The organism is Stutzerimonas sp. S1 (genome assembly GCF_025966695.1).
Lineage (GTDB): Bacteria > Pseudomonadota > Gammaproteobacteria > Pseudomonadales > Pseudomonadaceae > Stutzerimonas.
Window position 1 is genome coordinate 1 of the sequence record NZ_JAOEIY010000009.1, and the last position, 16,805, is coordinate 16,805.

Sequence of the window (16,805 nt, forward strand, 5' to 3'; positions counted from 1 at the left end):
CGCGGGTTGCTCATGGCACCTCCTAGTGGGCCGTATTATGAGGCCTGGAGGTGTCTACGAAACTAGGGGCGATTCAACGAATTGGATGACGCACTGAACAGAGCCGTCGGTTTACTCTGAATGGCACCTACTACTGTTTTCAGTTCCGAACAAGTCCTTGAGTCAATTGACGGATATCGCTTTCGTCGAGCGTTTCCCGCGCCAGCAGCTCGCGCGCACAGCGCTCCAGCACCGCGCGGTTGATGTCGAGAATCCGGTAGGCGCGCTCGAACACGCCCATCACGATGTCGCGGATAGCCTGATCGATGCGCGCCTGGGTCGATTCGGCCACCCGGCAACCGCCGTGGGCCAGTTCAGGTGTATCGAGAAAGCGGGGCCGCTGCGCCTCGAAGGCGATGTAGCCCAGGCCCTCGTCCATGCCAAAGCGGGTGATCATGTCACGGGCGATGTCGGTGGCTCGCGCCAGATCGTCCGCCGCCCCGGTAGACAACTCGCCGAACACCAGCTTTTCGGCGGCACGCCCGCCCAGCAGTACGGCGATCTTGTGCTCGAGATCGGTACGCGTCATCAGGAAGCGGTCTTCGGTGGGGCGCTGCAAGGTGTAGCCCAGCGCGCCGATGCCGCGCGGGATGATCGAGATCTTGTGTACGGGGTCGGTTTCGGGCAGCGCCAGCGCCACCAGCGCATGGCCCATCTCGTGATGGGCCACGGTTTCCCGCTCCTTGGGATTGAGCACTCGGTTCTTCTTCTCCAGGCCCGCCACGATGCGCTCGATGGCGGCGGTGAAATCCTGCAACTCCACGGCGGACGCTTTGCGCCGGGTCGCGGCCAGCGCGGCCTCGTTGACCAGGTTCGCGAGGTCTGCACCCGAAAAGCCCGTGGTCAGCGCAGCCACCTGTTCGAGATCGATATCCTGAGCCAGCGTCACCTTCTTGACGTGGACTTTCAGGATGTCCAGCCGTCCCTTCTTGTCGGGCCGGTCCACCAGCACCTGGCGGTCGAAGCGGCCGGCACGCAGCAGCGCCTGGTCGAGGATTTCGGGGCGGTTGGTGGCGGCGAGGATGATCAGCCCCACCGAGCTGTCGAAGCCGTCCATCTCGGTGAGCAGCTGGTTGAGCGTCTGCTCACGCTCGTCGTGGCCGCCGATGGGCCCGCCGACGCCGCGCGCGCGGCCCAGCGCATCGAGCTCGTCGATGAAGATGATGGCCGGCGCCTGCCCGCGGGCCTGCTCGAACAGGTCGCGCACGCGCGCTGCACCCACGCCGACGAACATCTCGACGAACTCCGAGCCTGAGATGGAAAAGAACGGTACCCCGGCCTCGCCCGCCACGGCCTTGGCCAGCAGGGTCTTGCCCGTGCCGGGCGGGCCAACCAGCAACACACCTTTCGGGATGCGCGCCCCGAGCCGTCCATACTCCTGCGGGTTCTTCAGAAAATCGACGATCTCGACCAGCTCGGTCTTGGCTTCATCCACACCCGCCACATCGGCAAAGGTGACGCCGGTGTTCTTCTCCATGAATACCTTGGCGCGGCTTTTGCCGATGCTCAGGAAGCCACCCATGCCCTGCTTCTCGGCGAAGCGGCGGAACAGGAAGAACCAGACGCCGAAGAAGGCCACCGCCGGCAGAATCCAGGAGAGCACATCACGCAGCCAGGTGCTTTCCACCACCCGCGCATAGGGCACGTCGTACTTGGACAGCCGCTCGGCCAGGTCGGGTTCGACCCGGGTGGCCACGATGGTGGTCTTGCCCCGGCTGTCCGGCGATTTCAGGCGCCCGGTCACCGTGCGGTCCGCCACCAGCACATCGGCGACGCGCCCCTCGGCCAACGCCTTCTCGAATTCGCTGTAGGGCACGGGCTCGACGGTCTTGGCCGCCTGCCAGTAGTTCTGCAGCGTCAGCAGCAACAGACCGGCGACGATCCAGTAGCCAATGTTCCATTGATCTTTCTTTTCCATGGGCAGGGTACCTCGCAAGTCGTGTCGCTAGAGAACGGGGGTGAACAGACGGGCCACCCCGTCGCGCAAGCGGATGGCCAGCGGGCGGGCGCGCAACGCCTTCGCCGATATCTCGCCCGACGCATCACGAGCGGCATCAAAAAGGGATGACAGCCGCCTAGACAACGCGGTGTCGTACACCTCCACATTGAACTCGAAGTTGAGGCGCAAACTGCGCGCATCCCAATTGGCCGAACCCAGGCAGCACCACGCTCCGTCTACCAGCATCAGCTTGCTGTGGTCGAACGGGCCAGGCCGTTCGAAGATGCGCACACCGTGCTCCAGCACCTGCCAGTAGTGGGCGCGCGCGGCCCATTGCACCGTGGGATGGTCGCCGTTTGCGGGCGTCAGCACGTCGATACGCACGCCGCGCAACGCGGCCGTACTCAGCGCCGCGATCATCGGCTGATCGGGGACGAAGTAAGGTGTCCAGATGCGCACCGAATGCTTCGCCGCGCTCAAAGCGCCCATGAAGGTCCAGCGCATCCGGTCCAGGGCCTCGTCGGGACCGGCCTCGATGCCGCGCGCCCAAGAGGTTCCTTGCTCATCAGCCATTACGGGCGGTTCGCCCCAGTAACCCTTGCTGAGCCGCTCGCCCGTGGTATCGCACCAATCATCGGTGAAGCTCCGCATCAGATGCTCTACCACCGGCCCGCGCAGACGAAAGTGCAAATCGTGACAGGCCTGGCCCGGCGCATCGGGCCGCCAATACGAACCGAAGATGTTCATGCCGCCGGTGAAACCCGTCTCGCCATCGATCACCAGCAGCTTGCGGTGATTGCGCAGATGCGCGGCATGCAGGCGCGCGGGAATCAATGTCGGGTTGAACGTCGCCACCGGAACGCCGGCGCGCTGCAAGGCGCGGTAGGCGCTGCGGGGCGTCCAGCGGGCATACACGTCGTCGATCAGCACCCGCACTTGCACGCCGCGCGCATGAGCCCGGCGCAGCGCATCGACGAACTGCGCCCCGATGCCTTGGCCGTCGAAGATGTACGAAGCCAGCGCGACGCTGTGCCGCGCCGATTCGATGGGAGCGAGCATGGCCGGGTAGGCCTGCTCGCCATCGATGAGCGGCTCGATGCGGTTGCCGCTGGTCAGCGACTGGCCGGTGGCGCGTCCCACCAGGTGGGCCAGACCGGCAAGCGGCGGCGATACAGCCTCGGGCATCGTGGGCGAGAGGTCCTGCCGAGCAGCAGGATCTGCCCCCGGGAAGAGCCGCCGCGCCCGCCGCTGGTAACGGTTGATGCCGAACAGCCCATACAGCAGCGAACCGCCCAGCGGCAACAAGGCGATCAGCAGTACCCACAGCGTGGCCGATCGAGGGTCACGCTTGTAGATGACCGCGTGCCCCGCTGTGGGAACAGCGACCGCCAGCGACACGAGGGTGGCTGCCCATGTCAGCCCATTGGGGTCGGACACGACAGCCTCCCATCGCTCAAGATCCGCCGCCCGCTGACTTCTTCTTGCGCGCAGGCTTGCTCTCGCCGTTCGGCGGTGCCTCGGCCACGTTCGCTGCATCGGGCTTTTCAGGCTCGGCCGGCTGCGCGGCTGGCTCCTGGCGCTCGAAGACCACCCGTTCGGCCTTGTCATCCCAGCGGGCGCTGGCGTGATCGGCCTTGCCGATGCCACCACCGAGCATCTCGCGTGCCAGCGCGGTTTCCAGCTCGCTGCGGATCAGCCGCTTGAGCTCGCGCGCGCCGAACTCGGGTTTGTAGCCTTCCTCCGCGAAGTGGTCGATCAAGGTCTGGTCGAAGGTCAACGTCACGCCCTGGCTGGCGGCGTTGCGGGCCACACGATCGAGCTGCAGGCCGACGATATGGCGGATCTCCTCCTTGCCCAGCGCATGGAAGACGATGATCTCGTCGATGCGGTTGAGGAACTCGGGGCGGAAGTGTCCGCGCAGCACGTCCATCACCTCGGACTTGGTCTTCTCGTATTCCTCGCCGGCGGCGCCACGGGCCTTCAGCCGACGCTGGATGATGTCCGAGCCCAAGTTCGAGGTGGCGATGATGATGGTATTGGTGAAATCCACCACCCGGCCCTTGCCGTCGGTGAGCCGCCCGTCGTCGAATACCTGCAGCAGGATGTTGTAGACGTCGGGGTGCGCTTTTTCGATCTCATCGAGCAACAACACGCTGTAGGGTTTGCGACGCACCTTCTCGGTGAGCTGGCCGCCCTCGTCATAGCCCACATAACCCGGAGGCGCGCCCACCAGGCGTGCCACGGTATGGCGTTCACCGTACTCGGACATGTCGATGCGCAGCAGCGCGCCCTCATCGCCATAGATGGACTCGGCCAGTGCCTTGGCGAGTTCGGTCTTGCCCACACCCGTCGGCCCGAGGAACAGGAAGGTGGCCACTGGCTTGCCGCCTTCGCGCAGGCCCGCGCGCGACAGCCGCACGGCATCGGCCACGGCACGTACTGCTTCGTCCTGGCCCACCAGGCGCTCGTGCAGCCGCTGCTCCAGATGCAGCAGCTTCTCGCGTTCTTCCACCGTCAGCTCGTTGACCGGAATGCCGGTCAGGCGCGAGACGATCTGCGCGACATGCTCGGCCTTGACTTCGGCGCTGCCCGAGGCGCGCTCGCGTTCCCATTCCTCGACGAGCTTCTTGAGTTCAGTCTCCTTGGCCTCGATGCGCTTGCCCAGCTCGGCGGCCTTGTCGTACTGCTTGCGCGAAGCCACATAGTCTTGCTCACGCCGCAGCTGGTGCAGTTCGGACTCCAGCTCTTGCACCGCCACCGGGCGGGCCGTGGCCGACAGCTTCACGCGTGCGGCCGCCTGGTCGAGCAGGTCGATGGCCTTGTCAGGCAAAAAGCGCGCGGTGATGTAGCGGTCCGACAACTCGGCGGCGGCGATGATCGCATCCTCGGTGATGCTGACCTTGTGGTGCGCCTCGAAGGTGTCGCGCAGGCCGCGCAGGATCATCATGGTCTGCGCTACCGTCGGCTCGGGCACCATCACCGGCTGGAAGCGACGCTCCAGCGCGGCGTCCTTCTCGATGTACTTCTGATACTCGTTGAGCGTGGTGGCGCCGATCAGGTTCAGTTCGCCGCGCGCCATCATCGGCTTGAACACGTTGGCCACGTCCAGCCCGCCTTCGCCGCCACCCTGGCCTGCACCGACGATGGTGTGCACTTCGTCGATGAAGAGAATCAGCTCGCCCTGGTGCTCGGTCACTTCCTTGAGCACCTTCTGCACGCGCTCCTCGAACTCGCCGCGGTACTTGGCGCCGGCCACCATGGCATTGATGTTGAGTTCCACCAGGCGCTTGTCGCGCAGCGTCTCGGGCACTTCGCCGGCGACCATGCGCTGCGCCAGCCCTTCGACGATGGCGGTCTTGCCGACGCCGGGCTCGCCGATCAGCACCGGGTTGTTCTTCTTGCGCCGGGCCAGCACTTCGATGGTCGTCTCGATCTCCTGCGCGCGGCCGATGACCGGATCGAGCTTGCCCTCGCGCGCCATCTTGGTGAGGTCGCGCGAATACTTGTCGAGTTCCGGCGTGTTGGTCGGCGTCTCGGCGCGGCCATCCTCGGCCCCTTTGCCGACCACCTTGCTTACCTGCTGGCGCAGCGCTTGCGGCGTGAGGCCGTAACGGCGCAGCAGGTTGGCCGCCAAACCTTCGCCTTCCTCGGCGAGCCCGATCAGGAAATGCTCCGGCCCGACATAAGAGTGGCCGAGTTCGTTGGAGGCCACGAAAGCACGGCTGAGCGCGTCCTTGACCCGGGGCGACACGCCGATCTCGCCCTCGAACGGCTTATCGCCGCGCTTGGCTTCGGATTCGATCTGGCGCTTGAGGTCATCGACCTTGATCTTGAACTGCCCCAGGATGGTCTTGACCACGTCGCTGTCGGATAGCGCCAGCAGCAGGTGTTCGGTATCGACTTCGGCGCGCCCGAACTCTGCAGCGTGTCGGGCGGCCTCCTGCAATAGGGCCTCGGACTGTTCGCTGATACGGCTGGCCAGCCCGCTGCCGCGGCGGCGCGCCGTGCCCGCCGTTGCGGGAGCGGATTCGCCGAAAGACGCATCGACCACTTCGTCGGCATCAGCCGCCACGGACGGTGCATCGTCACCGATGCGGAAGAAGTCGCTGCCGAGGAAGTCTTCGAACAAACCGCTGCGCGAGCCAAACAGAGCCTCCAGCGGCGAGACGGTGCGCTTTTGCTGGCGCGCCAGTTGGCGATAGTGATCGTCACACAACAGCATGGTGCTGTGGCGACCATTGAGATTGGCTTCCACCCGCACCGTGGCGGACTGGTCGCAGACTTGGCATTGTTTTCTGGCCATGCTGATGCTCCTGTAAAGATTGATTTGACGAGGCGCCACCGATCACGGCGCCTCGACCTTCACCTGGTTTTTTCGGAGGACGAGCCGATCGGCGTCAGCCGTTGATCGGGATCGAGCGGCCCTGCTTGGGAGCACTGGCCTCGCGCTTTTCCATCGTGATCGTGAGTACGCCGTTCTTGAAAGCGGCCTTGATCGTGTCTTGGTTGGCATCGGTCGGCAGGTTCAGAGCGCGCTGAAAGCTGCCGTAGCAGCGCTCCACCCGGTGGAAACCGCCGTCTTTCGTTTCCTGCTCCTGACGCTTTTCACCGCGCACCAGCAGCACGTCGTTGTCGAGCGTGATCTGGATGTCTTTTTCCTCGACGCCGGGCACTTCCAGGGCGATCTTGTACTGCTTGTCGGTCTCCTGGATGTCCAGCGCCGGCTTCAGCAGGCCCGGCCAGTCCGACGGCCAGCGTGGCATGGCCAGCGCCGGGAAACCGAAGCCTCGAAACGTGTCGTCGAAGAGGCGGTCGATCTCGCGGTGCAATTGCAGGATGGGACTGACGGGCCCACCCGCCACCGGCAGGTCATTGCGCTGCACGGGCAGCGAGGCAGTGCTCTGTTGTTCTTCCTGCTCCTTCTTGAACCAGTTCCAGGGAGCCAACTTCTTGAAATCAATGTCCATGTCATACCTCCAGAAGAAAAATTGAAGACTCTCGCTCGCTCCGTTTGCCTGCGGCGACGGACAGCGCGCCCAGACGACACGGAGTGTTCCGCTGACTTTGGCTGCTCATCTGTGCGTATCACCTCCTTCTTTCTGCCTGCTTGGATCTGATCATTGATCCATCGTTCGATTTCACTTTGACGAAACCGCCACGTCCCGCCGACCTTGAAGACCGGAATCTCCCCGTGCGAGGCGAGCCGGTAAAGCGTCCGCTTGCCGACTTTCAAGTAGGCAGCCAACTCGTCGAGTGTGAAGATCGCCTGCTGGCGCGCTGTCATACCACCCCCACAAGTTCCGTCGTCACGCGGCCTCGCCTGAGGAAGTTCTTGCAAGACTTTGCAAGGTATTGCGCTTACCAGGACAAACTTCAAGAGTCAATGTACAGCGATCTCCCGCCCCATTGATGCAGGTCAACTGCTCAGGCAAGGCGCAGCGGGGCGGCCTGATCAGGCCATGGACAGCGCATGGCTCGTCAGCCTGCGTGTGCCACAGGCGCCTCGATCAAACACCGATCCTCACGTTGTAGCCGAGTGCCCGCAGCCCCTTGCTCGTCTGCATGTTCCTTGGCGGAAACTCGTCTGGGCGCGCCCAGCCGACGATTTCCCCGAGGCTGCTCAGGCCAACGTGCGGAATTGCCCAGTCGTCGCTGCGGATCGCGTTCCAGAGTCGGGCCGAAACACTTCCGTTGCCCCAGACAACGTAGTTCAACAGTATCCGTCCTGCCAACACACCTTCCCGACACCGCCGCCGAAGGCCATGGCCCATCAAGCGGATTTTCCATGCCCCCTCAGCGCCGTACCTACAGCAAATCTTTTAAGGCCCAGGTCATTCAGGAGTGTTCTGAACCCGGTGCCTCCATCGCAGACGTTGTAAGAGAGACCTCTAGTCAGGCCATTTCGAAGAATCAGATCGCTAAGTTTATGTGGTACTAGTGGTGCCACATGTTTGATTATTTTTTGATTATTTTTTCCAGTTTTGCGAGCTTTGGTGAGATTGATATCTGGCAGTATCTGTTGCTTGGATTCTTTGTGAAGAAGTCTTGGTGATACTCCTCAGCCTCGAAAAATTCAGCTAACCTCTCTAGGGTGGTTACCACTGGGCTGTTGCCGCTGACCGAAAACTGACCCAGTAGAGGCTGTTCTGCCGACTGAAAACTGACCCAGGTGTTCAACTGCTCCTGCTCAATTTTTGAGCAGGAGAACACAGGGTGATCAGTATGGAAATGATGGGCAAAATCCGCCGGATGTATTTCCGCGACAAGCTGTCGCTGCATGAGATAGCCAAGCGCACCGGGTTGGCGCGCAACACGATTCGCAAGTGGGTCAGAGCACCTGAGGCCAAGCCGCCGGTCTACCAACGCCGCGCGATCTTCAACAAACTCAGCCCTTTTCACGCCACGCTGGAGCAGGCGCTAAAAGCCGATTCGCTGCGGCCCAAGCAACAGCAGCGCAGTGCCAAGGCGCTGTTGGCGCAAATCAAAGCCGAAGGTTATGACGGTGGCTACAGCCAGCTCACCGCGTTTATCCGTGCCTGGCGAGGGGGACAGGGCAAGGCGTCGCAGGCCTTTGTGCCGCTGACCTTTGCTCTTGGCGAGGCGTTTCAGTTTGACTGGAGCGAGGAAGGCTTGCTGGTCGGCGGCATTTACCGGCGTATGCAGGTGGCACATCTGAAGCTGTGTGCCAGCCGTGCGTTCTGGCTTGTGGCGTATCCGAGCCAGGGCCATGAGATGTTATTTGACGCCCATACACGCTCGTTCGGCTCCTTGGGCGGCGTGCCGCGCCGGGGCATCTACGACAACATGAAGACCGCCGTCGACAAGGTCAATAAGGGCAAAGGCCGGGCGGTGAATGCGCGCTTTGCGGTGATGTGCGCGCATTACCTGTTCGATCCGGACTTCTGCAACGTCGCCGCTGGTTGGGAAAAGGGCATCGTTGAAAAGAACGTGCAAGACAGCCGCAGGCGTATCTGGCTAGACGCCCAGGACTGCCAGTTTCACTCCGTCGAGGAACTCAATGCCTGGCTGGGCCAGCGCTGCCGCGCGCTTTGGAACGAGCTGACGCACCCTCAATACAGCGGGCTGAGTGTGGCCGAAGTGCTGGAGTTGGAGCGCGCTGAACTGATGCCTGTGCCAGCGCCATTCGACGGTTACGTCGAGCGGCCTGCGCGGGTCTCCAGCACCTGCCTGGTCAGCGTCGGGCGCAACCGCTACTCGGTGCCGTGTGAGTACGCGGGTAAGTGGGTCAGCAGCCGTTTGTATCCGACGCGAATCGAGGTGGTGGCTGACGACGCGCTGATCGCCAGCCATGTCCGCTTGCTGGATCGCGACCAGGTCAGCTATGACTGGCAGCACTACCTCCCGCTGATCGAACGCAAGCCCGGTGCGCTGCGCAACGGCGCGCCCTTTGCTGATCTGCCGGCGCCGCTGCGTCAGCTTAAGCACGGTCTGGGGCGTCATGCCGGCGGTGACCGGATCATGGCGCAAGTTCTGGCTGCCGTACCAGTCGCCGGGCTCGATGCGGTGCTGGTGGCTGTTGAGCTGGTACTGGAAAGCGGCAGCCTGAGCGCCGAACACATCCTCAATGTCGTGGCGCGCCTGGCCGCGACCGAACCACCACCCAGCGTCGAAACCCACTTGTCGCTCAAGGAAGCCCCCGTCGCTAACACGGCGCGCTACGACCGCCTGCGTGGCCAGGCCGAGGAGGTCGGTCATGCGTGATTTGATGGCGGAACTCAAGGAGCTGCGCCTGCACGGCATGGCCACGGCCTGGGCGGAGTTAACTGCACAGGGTGAGTCGAACACAGCCTCGTCCAAGTGGCTGCTCGAACACCTGCTGGAACAAGAGCACACAGATCGCGCCATGCGCTCGGTGAGCCACCAGATGAACATGGCCAAGCTGCCGATGCACCGCGATCTGGCCAGCTTCGATTTCAACGCCTCTAGCGCCGACGCACGCCTGATCAGCGAGCTGGCCAGCCTGGCCTTTACCGACACCGCGCAGAACGTGGTGCTGATCGGTGGGCCAGGCACCGGTAAAACCCACCTAGCCACCGCGCTGGCCGTGTCCGGCATCACCCGGCACGGTAAGCGCGTGCGCTTCTACTCCACGGTCGATCTGGTCAATCTGCTGGAGCGCGAAAAACACGACGGCAAAGCCGGGCGGATCGCCCAGGCACTGCTGCGCATGGATCTGGTCATCCTCGACGAACTGGGTTATCTGCCGTTCAGCCAGGCTGGCGGTGCGTTGCTGTTTCACCTGCTGTCCAAGCTGTACGAACACACCAGCGTGGTGATCACCACCAACCTGAGCTTCGCCGAATGGTCGAGCGTGTTCGGCGACGCCAAGATGACCACCGCCCTGCTGGATCGGCTGACCCACCACTGCCACATCGTCGAAACCGGTAACGAGTCCTATCGCCTGCAACACAGTAGCTTGGCGGCCCAGGCCAAGATCAAATCACGGGAGCGAAAGCGTAAGGGCGGCCAGGAACCGGAGGACGATGAGCCGTTCTGATTTCATGGCGACGACGGCCTGCTACATGGCTGCGTGTGGCAGGTCTTAAACAACTGAACTGGGCTAGCGAAGGAGTGGGGGCAACAGCAGCTGCGCTGGTAGACTTATCCACAGTTGCTGGTAACAAAATCAGCAATCCGCCCTGGGTCAAATTTCAATCGGCAGGGTGGGTCAATTTTCCATCAGCGCCAACATTGGGCTGCGAGCTGGGCTTCTAGAGCTTTGAATTCGGCGAGTTTGGACATGGGTAACCTTCTGAGAACGACACTGCTGTGTTGTGTCTCAGTCTACCGTTTGGGCATGAAGGGGGAAAAGGAAGGTCGACCGATTTCGAGTGCGATGAAGTCATCGGGAGGCTGGTACAGGAATAGCGCTACGGAGCGTTTGTCTGTTGAGAGGTGCGTACTTTCCTGACTTAAGACGTGGTGGGTTAGCAGAATGGGAGGTGACCAAGCGGCGGTCGATGCATAGAAATGTTGCGCATTCCATAGAGGAAGCGGACGTGAGCAGGCTTCTTCCGCTTTAGCAGAGGTAGCCATGCATAGCATCGAAATTTGAGCTAGCCATTTACCCGCGGCAAATGAAGAAAGCTGCTTTTTTGACAACAATGGCAGCCGCTTCGCGAAGGCAGTTGATCATTTTGGTCTTATTGCTCGGTCTCGCTCCACATTCGTTTCGCTTACCTGCAAACGCCCAAAATGCTCAACTGCCCCATACTTGAAGGTTTCAAGTATGGGGCGCGGGGGCATACTTGAAGGAACGCTTCGCTGCTTCAAGTATGCCCCCGCAATTTTGTTGTCAAAGCTCTAGCCGCCAGGCGTTGCCTGGCCGAAATGGCGATTTAGCAGAAGACGTGAGCTGCGCCTCCGCGAGCGCGCCCCCGTATCCGGCCTAACAAACTCGGGCCCGATTGCCGCTGCACACTTGTTCTATCACGACCACCATGCCGCATGACTCGAGTGCTGCACTCTCGCCGTGTCACTCTTAGGGCTTGCGGCACCTAGTGCGCGTCGATGCGCCGGGGGACCGTGCCGGGTGTTTGTCACGGAGCTATGATGCAGCGTTCGGTCTGATCCCAAAGCGCCCATGCTTCAAGTGCGATTTGTGTGGCAGTAACCGCCGACTGTCACGAAATTCGCGTCGCAGCCGATCCAAATTTTTCGGTGGAAGAGCGTGCTCAGCGATTGGGTGTTCCAACGGTCGCCGCAAGTGATACCCGCAGTCGTGTGAATATACGGTTTCTTTCCTGTTGTGTTCAGAACGAAAAAGGCCGCAGATTAGCTGCGGCCTTTTATTCATCCTGTCTCATAACCATCTCCAAGCGATGATCGTTCCCGCTCTATGCGTTAGTAAAGCTGCAGCTTACTTTTCCTCCCGCGCTTTCCACGTCCCACCTGGCTATTGAGCAGCTTTTTAAAATGCTCCCAGCGAATCTCGTCGGTCTGGATGTTGTAAGTCAGGCCGCGTTCCATCTGCTCCAGTAATCTCAAACTCAGCGGCTTTTCCAAGTAGTGGTCTGCTGTGACCTCCGGAGCACCGCCCTCATGGCCCAGCAGATGGGCGATCGTGGACGGAGATATGCCTGACCGTTCCAGCCGGACGGCAAACGAACGACGGAGACTTTTAAAATTGAGCCCGCCATTAACGGCCGGCGGACAATGCTGACCGATGTATCCCGTTCCCGTACACGGCCCGCAGAAAAAACGACTCGGATCGCGGGAGTATAAGTGCTTCGGGTCAAAGCTCAGCTCGCCGAAAAGCAATGCATCGTTGCCATCGGCCCGTCGTCGTTCCTCTACGAAATTTATAAAACCCATCTCCACAAGCTTCGTGCAGATCGGAATCTGCCGTGCCGATGAGCCCGTTTTTAGCGACTTGTTGTAGCCGTTATCGTTTATGTCGATGAGCTCTACGCCGTGGACATCCCGGATCACATCATGCACACGAAGCTGGCAGAGTTCATTGAGCCGCGCGCCGGTGTAGAGCCCGAGAGGAAGCAACCAGAACCGATACGGCTTGGCGTCTTGGTAGACCTTGGGCAGTGTGCCCGCGAGGTACTTTTGGTAAGGCCAGCCGGAGAGCATCTGAATCAGGTTGCTATCTAGAAATGGCTTGGTGACCTCGGCCTGTTTTGTACTGCAAGTAGCAACCTTGATCGCATCAGTAATCAGCTTGCTCTCCAGCGCCTCGTCCAGCATGCGATTGAACAGCTGGTAATAGGTCGTGAGGTTTGCGCCTTTACTTCCCGAAGCCGAGTTCTGCTTCAGTAACAATGGCAACTGATCCTTTAGACGCTGCACATCAGCTCGATCAAGCTCAGCGACTCGGCGTGTAGGGTTATCTCGGGTCAGGATGACCTTCAGCTTTTCCATTCGAGCCCGCAGCATATGCTCGGACTTTCCTGCGTAAGTGTTTTCTCGCAGGAAGCGGGACAGCGTAGTGTCCATGAACTCGGTAAGTAACGGTGAAGAGTGGAAGCGGTTGATCGCGTCCGTTACCGCGGAGATGTTCGCCAAGGCGATTCGCAAGTGCTCTTCATGGCCAGGCTCTACAATCAGGCTCAGGCCCTTATAAAAAGGAATGGAGATAGGGGACGTTACATTCATATATACCTCACGGTGGGTGAGGCTCGAGATTATTACTGTATAAATGACCAGTCAAGATAATCTATTGGAAAAATACATTCGATAGTTTTTATTGACACTTTGTCAATAATTATGGGATGTGTAAAAAGGGCAGGAGCAGGGCTCCCGCCTCTGTTTGGCTAGGCCTTATGCGTACGATTTCCAGTGGCGCTTAGGAGCTCGCACGTTCGGGAATGGCGTGCCCACCGGCCGCCCGACTTTAAAGTCACCTTGTGCTTTCTGGAGCCCCTGATAGTGCCGGTAATGGATGTGATCCAAGCCAAGGCCGAAATCGATTTTGTCGAGCTCGTCCTTGAGGACGCCTGCCGGATAGCAGTCGCCATAGCCGCCAGTTGTACTTTTATCAGCGTGACCCACGAGTGCTTTAGCTTTCGCGAGGTCGAGGTTCTGTCTGCGGAATTGGTTGATAAAAGTATGCCGTAGGCCGTGATACGTCAGGCCCTCCTCTCCGAGGCCGCAGAGCCCCAAGTAGCCATGACTGCCCTGGCTTGAGCCCAGGTACCAACGACTCGCAACGTGCCCAGGAGAAAGATCACCGTAGACACGGATATTTTCGAAAAGAGGAGCTTTCATATCCTGCTTAACTATGTCCAGGCGAGCTTGGTGATAGTCGAGGAAGCCTGTCTCGATCAGCTGCTTGTGAATGGGCACTAGCCGTTCAGAGTCGGATGTTTTGAGTTGCTTCGACCCTGTCCGATTGATGCTGATGATCCAAACGCCGAGCTCCTGCCGAATGTCTTCGAGCCGTAGCTGGCACAGCTCGCTGAGCCTCGCGCCGGTATAGAGGCCTAGCAGCGGTAACCAAAACTTGTAGTCGTCCAGACGCCAGCGAGGCGGCTGGGTCAGCGTGTAGGCCGGGCCGTGAAGCAGCTTCTCGATTTGGCTTGGGCTATATGTGCGCTTCCTAGGCGCCTCGGCACCTTTCGTGCTGAACGCCAATCCGGCCGCGATGTTTTCGGTGATGTAACCTTGATCATGGGCGTAGGTGACAAGCGCCCTCGCCAATTCGAAAAACTTCTTCGCGGTGCGAGGGTTGATTGGCTCGAACTTACCGTCGCTAATGATCTTACTTAGCGGCTGGTTACGCGTGGCACGGAGGCGATGCCGGTTCTTCGGATAGCTGCGCAAATGATCGCGTAGTGTGTTGAATTCGGCACGACTCAGCGTTCCGACTTGCCGGTGCCCGCCAAGCAGTTCGCACAGGCCTGCCAGGCGGGCCCTTGCGGTAATGCGAGTCCGCGGATTGGCCCAGGCTCCTTCACGAATTTGCCGTTCTTCGTATTCCTTTACCAATGCTGCGAGGCTCAGCCCTGCGTTTGGACTGCTCGTCGGCGAGACAATGCGTTCGCTGACCGAAGGTTGCGTAAAGAGGGTTTCAAGCTTCGCTTTCTGCGCGTCGGGCAGAACGCTCCCGAGCGCATTCAGCAACGCGAGCGTGCCTGGATCCTGTGGCGGTGCCACAGTATCTGTCGGCGAGTTCAGCTCCGGAATCGTCTGCATAGGCTCGGTGGTTGCAGCAGAACCCAACATCCGCCGAACCAGGTCACCGATTTCCTGCATGGCTTGGGCGTAAGGATCTTGGTGATCGTCTTCCTGAAAGTAACGCAACAGCACCTTATCAACCTTCTGCAGCGTATACGTCAGCATGAGGACCGCAATGATGATGGAGCTAGTGAGCAGCTCAACCCGAAAGCTTTTCTTTTCTCTCAGATGCGCTTTCATGCACAGCGGATCAAGTTCGATAAGCATCACATAAAGCCCCGACTCCTCCTGCACCAAGAGCGCTCGATCAATGATGCGCAGCTTCAGATGCATCGCGTTGGCTTGCTGAAGATGAAAATGCAAAGCTTGCCGAGATTGCGGTAGTGCTTGGGGGATGTGCATGAGATTCCGACCCTGGTCTGGGCGGGCATGGCACAGGTATTCATAAAGCGTCATCGCTGCAAACGCAGGAGATTCTTTCGAATAGCGCCCTGGAGAGGGTGGGACTGTCTCGAGTACATCAAGGGCAGCGTAAATGTACCGGGCAGCGTCGCTCGCCACGTTCTGGTTGCTGGTTCCGAGCGGCCAGTCAAAGCGTACGAACCCGACCCCAAGCGCTTTTACCAGTGCGGGCGTTGGTGTCAGTGCGAAGAAAATTTCGCCCCCTGGCTCGTGGCTATAGAGCACTACACGCTCGGCACTCTCTTTCATCATGCGAGCGTGGGCGACCGAAAGGTCTTGGTTCGCGAGCTTCATTGGCGACGGGCGGACTTTCCAAACTCGGTCGGCGAATTTAAGTGCTTCCGCTACCGCAAGGTGAAACCTTTGGAGGTCAACCAGCAGGCGGTCAGAAAAGAGCTCGACGTAGTGCTCTGTTGCTTTGGCAAGGAAGTGCTCGAAAGAAGCATTCAGGTACTTAGCGAGATCGCGGGCCAGGGCTTCGTCGTGGCTGAGCGACCACCGGATTTGCGCAGGCAGTTTCGGGTTGGCCGCGAAATGCTTCGGGAATGTGAGGTAGTACTGGAAGCCAGAGTTGGCTTGATAGACCAGGTGGGGGACACCTGTTTTGCTTTGGCGCTTGGACATGATGGCATACCTTTTGGATTCACAGACGGACTGTGAGTAATCCAATGCCATCAAATCTGGGCTGAAACCCGCGTTCTAGACGGGTTTCAGTGTTGAATTGGTGGAGCCGGGGGGATTTGAACCCCCGTCCGCCAGCTCTCCGCTATCGGTTCTACATGCTTAGCCAGATCTACTGAGTTAACTCCGCGCCGCCCGATTGGCAGGGTGCTTAGAGCGAGCTGTATGAGTTTTAGCCGTTACGTCTACAGCGAACTTGGCGGCGATCCTGTTCTATCTGACGGTCATTTCGGGTTTACAGGCATCCCCTAGTGACCGCTGGCGCCGAAGCGACCAGATGAAGGTTAGGCGGCTAGCGCGTACCCTTCGTAGTTGTCGTCGTTGGCAACTATAGGTTTGCAACAGTTTATTTACGAGTTCTGTTACCAACTCGGCATGCCCCTCAAGTTTCGTTACCGGCGTCGAATCCTAATCGGCCCCTGGTGTCGCTTGTGGTGCTGGGCGCGACTATACGGCGAAGCGTTTGCCGTGTCGATCACTTTTTAGCCATGCTGGTTACAAAATGTACAGTGGTGGGGTGGCGGGTCGGCTTGTCGACCCCGCCACCGCGGGCTCAGTTGCCTGCGCCGGAGCCTGAGCCGCTGGTGCCGCCGCTGCCGGAGCTACCCGGACCTTTGAGTGCCTGCAGGGCTTTGGTGGAATGGGCGATGCAGGCCTCGGTGTCTCCCGCTTGCTGAGCCTGTTTGGCCTGTTGGACGGATTCCTCGACCTGGCTCTTGGCCGGTTCCCCGAGGGTGGCCATGTTGGTGGCCATGTTGTCGTCGATTTCCTGCAGGTTGAGCTGACACAGATCGTCTTGGGCGAAAACGGCGGGGCTGGCGAGCAGCACGGCGGATGCGAGCAAAGCGTGAATTTTCATTGTGGGTCCTCCAGTCTTTGGACTTCCCGGTCCGCCTGATGAACGGATAAAGCGGCGGCGCCGAGTCGAATCGAACCCGTCAGGGGCTCTGAAATTCCGACTGCGATTACGCTTGAGCGTTCATCGAAATGCCACAAACGCAGCGGCCCCGGCATTGCGCACGGGGCCGTATGCGGCGAG

General features: G+C 60.3%; 11 protein-coding genes, 1 other RNA gene and 1 pseudogene. 2 read left to right on the plus strand and 11 right to left on the minus strand.

Annotated elements, in window-relative coordinates:
* Window positions 1-139 precede the first annotated feature (139 nt).
* The 7 genes and pseudogenes from ftsH to N8H22_RS18660 form a co-directional block, all read right to left on the minus strand.
* Window positions 140-1,957 carry an ATP-dependent zinc metalloprotease FtsH gene (gene ftsH / locus N8H22_RS18630; RefSeq protein WP_264591992.1) on the minus strand — a complete coding sequence of 606 codons (1,818 nt, stop codon included), beginning with the start codon at window positions 1,955-1,957 and terminating at the stop codon, window positions 140-142.
* 27 nt (window positions 1,958-1,984) lie between these two features.
* Entirely contained in the window at window positions 1,985-3,415 is a 1,431-nt protein-coding gene (gene cls / locus N8H22_RS18635) for a cardiolipin synthase (protein WP_003279748.1), read from the minus strand.
* 16 nt (window positions 3,416-3,431) lie between these two features.
* Window positions 3,432-6,281 (minus strand): heat shock survival AAA family ATPase ClpK, encoded by a 2,850-nt coding sequence (gene clpK / locus N8H22_RS18640; protein WP_264591993.1) that lies wholly within the window; start codon window positions 6,279-6,281, stop codon window positions 3,432-3,434.
* A gap of 94 nt (window positions 6,282-6,375) precedes the next feature.
* Window positions 6,376-6,945: an Hsp20/alpha crystallin family protein gene (locus tag N8H22_RS18645; protein ID WP_023657737.1), complete on the minus strand. Its 570-nt coding sequence runs from the start codon at window positions 6,943-6,945 to the stop codon at window positions 6,376-6,378.
* Window positions 6,946-6,989: 44 nt separating this feature from the next.
* Window positions 6,990-7,262, minus strand: a pseudogene (locus tag N8H22_RS18650) (helix-turn-helix domain-containing protein); the annotation flags it as partial.
* A 223-nt stretch (window positions 7,263-7,485) separates the two neighbouring features.
* Window positions 7,486-7,749 (minus strand): hypothetical protein, encoded by a 264-nt coding sequence (locus N8H22_RS18655; protein ID WP_003116633.1) that lies wholly within the window; start codon window positions 7,747-7,749, stop codon window positions 7,486-7,488.
* A 184-nt stretch (window positions 7,750-7,933) separates the two neighbouring features.
* Complete coding sequence (locus N8H22_RS18660; RefSeq protein WP_262384545.1) at window positions 7,934-8,257, minus strand: peptide-methionine (S)-S-oxide reductase; 324 nt, start codon at window positions 8,255-8,257, stop codon at window positions 7,934-7,936.
* Here N8H22_RS18660 and istA point away from each other — a divergent pair.
* Together istA and istB are read left to right on the plus strand one after the other, a co-directional pair.
* Window positions 8,201-9,700, plus strand: a complete 1,500-nt coding sequence (gene istA / locus N8H22_RS18665; protein WP_125020941.1) for an IS21-like element ISPst3 family transposase — start codon at window positions 8,201-8,203, stop codon at window positions 9,698-9,700. The genes N8H22_RS18660 and istA overlap by 57 nt on opposite strands.
* The gene (istB, locus tag N8H22_RS18670; protein ID WP_011911830.1) at window positions 9,693-10,496 is read left to right on the plus strand and encodes an IS21-like element ISPst3 family helper ATPase IstB; all 804 of its coding nucleotides are present in this window, start codon (window positions 9,693-9,695) and stop codon (window positions 10,494-10,496) included. The genes istA and istB overlap by 8 nt, the downstream gene beginning before the upstream one ends.
* Before the next feature lie 1,346 nt (window positions 10,497-11,842).
* Here istB and N8H22_RS18675 read toward each other — a convergent pair.
* The 4 genes from N8H22_RS18675 to N8H22_RS18690 all read right to left on the minus strand — a co-directional run bounded on the left by N8H22_RS18675 (window position 11,843) and on the right by N8H22_RS18690 (window position 16,625).
* Entirely contained in the window at window positions 11,843-13,102 is a 1,260-nt protein-coding gene (locus N8H22_RS18675; protein ID WP_264591994.1) for a site-specific integrase, read from the minus strand.
* A gap of 165 nt (window positions 13,103-13,267) precedes the next feature.
* Window positions 13,268-15,709 (minus strand): site-specific integrase, encoded by a 2,442-nt coding sequence (locus N8H22_RS18680; RefSeq protein WP_264591995.1) that lies wholly within the window; start codon window positions 15,707-15,709, stop codon window positions 13,268-13,270.
* 98 nt (window positions 15,710-15,807) lie between these two features.
* Window positions 15,808-16,186: a transfer-messenger RNA gene (gene ssrA / locus N8H22_RS18685) on the minus strand.
* Window positions 16,187-16,319: 133 nt separating this feature from the next.
* On the minus strand, window positions 16,320-16,625 hold the full coding sequence (locus N8H22_RS18690) for a hypothetical protein (protein WP_264591996.1): 306 nt from the start codon (window positions 16,623-16,625) through the stop codon (window positions 16,320-16,322).
* Between the last annotated feature and the right edge of the window lie 180 nt (window positions 16,626-16,805).

Coding starts and splice junctions, on each gene's coding strand:
- N8H22_RS18690 (WP_264591996.1), bottom strand. CDS start 16,625: ATGAAAATTCACGCTTTGCTCGCATCCGCCGTGCTGCTCGCCAGCCCC.
- ftsH (WP_264591992.1), bottom strand. CDS start 1,957: ATGGAAAAGAAAGATCAATGGAACATTGGCTACTGGATCGTCGCCGGT.
- istA (WP_125020941.1), top strand. CDS start 8,201: ATGGAAATGATGGGCAAAATCCGCCGGATGTATTTCCGCGACAAGCTG.
- istB (WP_011911830.1), top strand. CDS start 9,693: ATGCGTGATTTGATGGCGGAACTCAAGGAGCTGCGCCTGCACGGCATG.
- N8H22_RS18645 (WP_023657737.1), bottom strand. CDS start 6,945: ATGGACATTGATTTCAAGAAGTTGGCTCCCTGGAACTGGTTCAAGAAG.
- N8H22_RS18660 (WP_262384545.1), bottom strand. CDS start 8,257: ATGCAGCGACAGCTTGTCGCGGAAATACATCCGGCGGATTTTGCCCAT.
- N8H22_RS18675 (WP_264591994.1), bottom strand. CDS start 13,102: ATGAATGTAACGTCCCCTATCTCCATTCCTTTTTATAAGGGCCTGAGC.
- N8H22_RS18680 (WP_264591995.1), bottom strand. CDS start 15,709: ATGTCCAAGCGCCAAAGCAAAACAGGTGTCCCCCACCTGGTCTATCAA.
- clpK (WP_264591993.1), bottom strand. CDS start 6,281: ATGGCCAGAAAACAATGCCAAGTCTGCGACCAGTCCGCCACGGTGCGG.
- N8H22_RS18655 (WP_003116633.1), bottom strand. CDS start 7,749: ATGGGCCATGGCCTTCGGCGGCGGTGTCGGGAAGGTGTGTTGGCAGGA.